Source organism: Agromyces sp. P1_H4, assembly GCF_056405255.1.
On record NZ_JBFUCL010000289.1, the window covers coordinates 1 to 4,860 of the forward strand.

Here is a 4,860-nt window from a genome sequence, read left to right on the forward strand (position 1 = left end):
GGATGCGGTCGACCGGAGCCTCGGGATCGCCCGTGACGAGCCCCGGCGCGTCCCACGGCTCGGCGCCGCCGAGCGGCCAGAGTCGATCGATYGTCGTCAGGACCTCGGCGAGAACGGCTGGCACGCGCCCCAGCCTATCCCCCGCACCGGAGGCGGGCGCCGAGTCGGTGGTGGGCCCTGCCGGGCTCGAACCGACGACATCCACGGTGTAAACGTGGCGCTCTACCAACTGAGCTAAAGGCCCGCACGCGCAGCGGCCTGGCGGCACACGCCGCGCGGCGCATGCCCATGGTAGCGGAGCGTCCCTAGACTCACGCCCATGGAGCCCGGGACGCAGCATCCGAGCCGCACGGCACCGCCCGAGCATCGGTGGCCGGCGGTGGGAGGCCTCCTCGCCGCCCTGGCGCTGTACGCCTTCCTCCCGAACGAGCTCATCGGGCCGCTGCGCTTCGTCGTGGTCGGCGCCGGCCTGGCGCTCCTCGTGCCGCTCATCATCGTGAATCCGCACCGGCTGACGCGCGAGACCGGCTGGACCCGGGCGGTGTCGGTGTCGCTCGCGCTGCTGCTGGTGCTCGCCAACCAGGTGGCGCTCGTGCTGCTCGTCTTCAAGCTCATCAGCGGCCGGCACGATGCRCCCGGCCTCCTCCTCGCGGCGCTCCAGGTCTGGGTGGCGAACGTGATCGGGTTCGCGCTGCTGTACTGGGAGGTCGACCGCGGCGGACCCGTGGTGCGCACGACGTGGGCGCGCACGGAGCTGCCCGCCGCCGACTTCCGCTTCTCGCAGGACGAGGACCACGATGCGATCGCCGAGGTGGCCGCAGGATCCGCCGCGGTGCTCGACTGGACGCCGAGGTTCGTCGACTACTTCTACACGTCGCTGTCGAACTCGATGGCGTTCAGCGCGAGCGACGCCATGCCGCTCTCGCAACGCGTCAAGCTGCTCATGGGACTGCAGGCCTTCGGCGGCTTCGTGATCCTCGCGCTCGTCATCGCCCGCTCGGTCGGGATCCTCGACACCGGCGCGTGAACGGATGCCGCGGCATCCGCTCACCGTCGTGTCGCGGGCCCCGTCGCGTCAGGCCTCGAGCGCGGCCCGGTACTGCTCGAGCGACCGAGGCTCCCCCGGGCCGGTGGCGAAGCTCGCACGGATGACGCCGTCGACGCCGATCACGAACGTCGCTCGCGCGGCGTAGCCGGGTTCGTCGAGGAACGCACCGTACGACCGTGCCACCTCGCCGTGCGGCCAGAAGTCCGAGAGGAGCGGGAAGTCGTAGGACTGCTCCTCGGCCCAGGCGCGAAGCGCGTGCTTCGAGTCGACGGAGATGCCCAGCAGCTCCGTGCGGGCGGTGCGGAACAGCTCGGGGTGGTCGCGGAGCTCGCAGAGTTCGCCCTGGCACGTGCGTGAGAACGCGAGCGGGAAGAACACGAGCGTCACCGGCGTGACACCCCGGAACGCCGAGAGGGACACCGCTTGCCCGAACTGGTTGCGGAGCGAGAAGTCGGGGGCGACCGTGCCGGGCTGGAGGATCATCGTCGTCTGGCTCCCGGGGTTCGTGCGGCTTCGACGGCGCCCAGCCTAGCCCCGACGCACGGGGCATAGAATCACTAGGATGGCGTGGTGCCACGCGACCGTGATCCGGTCCCTCCGTCGTGCGCACGCCCCCACACCGCAGGCATGATCTGCTGAAGAGAGAGGTCGAGTGTGACTGTCAACGACCAGGACCCCTACTCGGTCGAGGCGATGGACTCCGATCCCGAGGAGACCTTCGAATGGGCTGAATCCCTCGACGCACTCGTCGCGGAGAAGGGGCACCAGCGGGCGCGCGAGATCATGCTCAGCCTGCTGAAGCGCTCGAAGGAGCTGCACCTCGGCGTGCCGATGGTCCCCACGACCGACTACCTCAACACGATCGCGTCCGAGAACGAGCCCGAGTTCCCGGGCGACGAGGAGGTCGAGCGCCGCTACCGCGCGTGGATCCGCTGGAACGCCGCCATGCTCGTGCACCGCGCGCAGCGGCCCGGCATCGCCGTCGGTGGCCACATCTCGACGTACGCGTCGTCCGCCGCGCTCTACGAGGTGGGCTTCAACCACTTCTTCCGCGGCCAGGACCACCCCGGTGGCGGCGACCAGATCTTCATCCAGGGACACGCCTCCCCCGGCACCTACGCCCGCGCGTTCCTCGAGGGCCGGCTCAGCGCCGACCAGCTCGACGGGTTCCGGCAGGAGAAGTCGCACGCGCCCAACGGCCTCTCGTCGTACCCGCACCCGCGCCTCATGCCCGACTTCTGGCAGTTCCCGACCGTGTCGATGGGCCTCGGCCCCATCAACGCGATCTACCAGGCGCAACTCAACAAGTACCTCACCAACCGCGGCATCAAGGACGCCTCCGACCAGCACGTCTGGGCGTTCCTCGGCGACGGCGAGATGGACGAGGTCGAGAGCCGCGGGCAGCTGCAGGTCGCCGCGAACGAGGGCCTCGACAACCTGACCTTCGTCATCAACTGCAACCTCCAGCGACTCGACGGCCCGGTGCGCGGCAACGGCAAGATCATCCAGGAGCTCGAGAGCTTCTTCCGCGGCGCCGGCTGGAACGTCATCAAGGTGGTCTGGGGCCGCGAGTGGGACGACCTGCTCGCGCGCGACCACGACGGCGCCCTCCGCAACCTCATGAACGTCACGCCCGACGGCGACTACCAGACGTACAAGGCCGAGTCCGGCGCCTACGTGCGCGAGAACTTCTTCGGCCGCGATCCGCGTGCGCTCGAGCTCGTGAAGGACCTCTCCGACGAGCAGATCTGGAACCTGAAGCGCGGCGGCCACGACTACCGCAAGGTCTACGCCGCGTTCAAGGCCGCGACCGAGCACAAGGGCCAGCCCACCGTCATCCTCGCCAAGACCATCAAGGGCTACGGCCTCGGTCCGAGCTTCGAGGGCCGCAACGCGACCCACCAGATGAAGAAGATGACGCTCGACAACCTCAAGACCTTCCGCGACGCGATGCGCATCCCCATCAGCGACGCGCAGCTCGAGGAGAACCCCTACCTGCCGCCGTACTACCACCCGGGTGAGCAGGACGAGGCGATCCAGTACCTCCACGAGCGCCGTCGCGAACTGGGCGGCTACCTGCCCGAGCGGCGCACGAACCACACCGCGATCACGCTGCCCGACGACTCGGCCTACGCGATCGCGAAGAAGGGCTCGGGCACGCAGGAGATCGCCACGACCATGGCGTTCGTCCGGCTCCTGAAGGACCTCATGCGGGCGAAGGACTTCGGCAACCGCATCGTGCCGATCATCCCCGACGAGGCCCGCACGTTCGGCATGGACGCGTTCTTCCCGAACGCGAAGATCTACAACCCGAACGGCCAGCACTACACCTCGGTCGACCGCGAACTGCTGCTCGCCTACAAGGAGAGCCCGCAGGGCCAGATCGTGCACGTCGGCATCAACGAGGCGGGCGCACTCGCCGCGTTCACCAACGTCGGCACGTCGTACTCGACGCAGGGCGAGCCGCTGATCCCGATCTACGTCTTCTACTCGATGTTCGGGTTCCAGCGCACCGGTGACGCCATCTGGGCGGCCGGCGACCAGATGGCGCGCGGCTTCATGATCGGCGCGACGGCGGGTCGCACCACGCTCACCGGCGAGGGCCTCCAGCACGCCGACGGGCACTCGCTGCTCCTCGCCTCCACCAACCCGGCGGTCGTCTCGTACGACCCGGCCTACGGCTACGAGATCGGCCACATCGTGCGGGCGGGGCTCGACCGGATGTACGGCGGCACCCACCCCGACCCCAACGTCATGTACTACCTCACGGTCTACAACGAGCCGATCGTGCAGCCCGCCGAGCCCGAGGGCACCGACGTCGAGGGCATCGTCCGCGGCATCCACCGCCTCTCCGAGTCGCCGGTGCAGGGCCCCAAGGCGCAGCTGCTCGCCTCGGGCGTGGCCGTGCCGTGGATCGTCGAGGCGCAGGAGCTGCTCGCGAACGACTGGGGCGTGTCGGCCGACGTGTGGTCGGTCACCAGCTGGACGGAGCTCCGTCGCGACGGCCTGGCCGCCGACGAGCACAACTTCCTGAACCCCGATGCCGAGCGCCGCTCGGCCTATCTGACCCAGAAGCTCTCGGGCGTGCAGGGCCCGTTCGTCRCAGTGTCCGACTACATGCACGCGGTGCCCGATCAGATCCGCGCGTACGTGCCCGGTGACTACGCCACGCTCGGCGCCGATGGGTTCGGCTTCTCGGACACCCGCCCGGCGGCGCGACGCTTCTTCACGATCGACGGCCCGTCGGTGGTGGTGCGCACGCTCGAACTGCTCGCGGATCGCGGTGAGGTCGACCGCTCGCTCCCGGCGCAGGCCATCGCGAAGTACCGGCTCCACGACGTGAACGCCGGCACCACCGGATCGGCCGGCGGCGAGAGCTAGCGGGCGACGAGGTGGCGACGAAGCCCAAGACGAAGGCGGAGACGCTCGCGTGGTTGCGGACCATCGCGGGCGAGCTCGCCACCCAGACGCTCAAGCGCCTCGAGGACACGCTGCCGTGGTACGGCGACATGCCCCCGAGCCGCAGGTCGGCCGTGGGCCTCGTCGCCCAGGCGGGCATCTCCTCGTTCATCTCGTGGTTCGACGACCCTCGCTCGACCCCGTGGATCGCCGCCGACGTCTTCGGCGCTGCTCCCCGTGAGCTGCTCCGCTCGGTGAGCCTGCAGCAGACGTTGCAGCTCATCCGGGTGACCGTCGAGGTCGTCGAGGATCGCGTGAAGGACGGCAGCGAGCCACTCCGCGAGGCGATCCTCCTGTACTCGCGCGAGATCGCGTTCGCCGCCGCCGACGTCTACGCCCGGGCGGCCGAGGCG

Annotated in this window: 3 protein-coding genes, 1 tRNA gene and 1 pseudogene; 3 read left to right on the plus strand and 2 right to left on the minus strand. The window is 69.7% G+C overall.

Annotation, left to right across the window (positions count from 1 at the left end; translation table 11 throughout):
• Window positions 1–168: 168 nt before the first annotated feature.
• Window positions 169–244: transfer RNA gene (locus AC1DY2_RS15370), tRNA-Val, on the minus strand.
• A 75-nt stretch (window positions 245–319) separates the two neighbouring features.
• On the opposite strand from AC1DY2_RS15370, the gene AC1DY2_RS15375 reads away from it, so the two are divergent.
• Window positions 320–1,027 (plus strand): hypothetical protein, encoded by a 708-nt coding sequence (locus tag AC1DY2_RS15375; protein WP_476763215.1) that lies wholly within the window; start codon window positions 320–322, stop codon window positions 1,025–1,027.
• 48 nt (window positions 1,028–1,075) lie between these two features.
• Here AC1DY2_RS15375 and AC1DY2_RS15380 read toward each other — a convergent pair whose 3' ends face one another.
• Window positions 1,076–1,531 carry a peroxiredoxin gene (locus AC1DY2_RS15380; RefSeq protein WP_476763216.1) on the minus strand — a complete coding sequence of 152 codons (456 nt, stop codon included), beginning with the start codon at window positions 1,529–1,531 and terminating at the stop codon, window positions 1,076–1,078.
• A gap of 171 nt (window positions 1,532–1,702) precedes the next feature.
• On the opposite strand from AC1DY2_RS15380, the gene aceE reads away from it, so the two are divergent.
• Window positions 1,703–4,429 carry a pyruvate dehydrogenase (acetyl-transferring), homodimeric type gene (gene aceE / locus AC1DY2_RS15385; RefSeq protein ID WP_476763217.1) on the plus strand — a complete coding sequence of 909 codons (2,727 nt, stop codon included), beginning with the start codon at window positions 1,703–1,705 and terminating at the stop codon, window positions 4,427–4,429.
• A gap of 11 nt (window positions 4,430–4,440) precedes the next feature.
• Window positions 4,441–4,860, plus strand: a pseudogene (locus AC1DY2_RS15390) (PucR family transcriptional regulator); the annotation flags it as partial.

Excerpts from the sequence above, each read along its gene's own strand:
- AC1DY2_RS15380 (WP_476763216.1), bottom strand. The coding sequence starts at position 1,531 with ATGATCCTCCAGCCCGGCACGGTCGCCCCCGACTTCTCGCTCCGCAAC.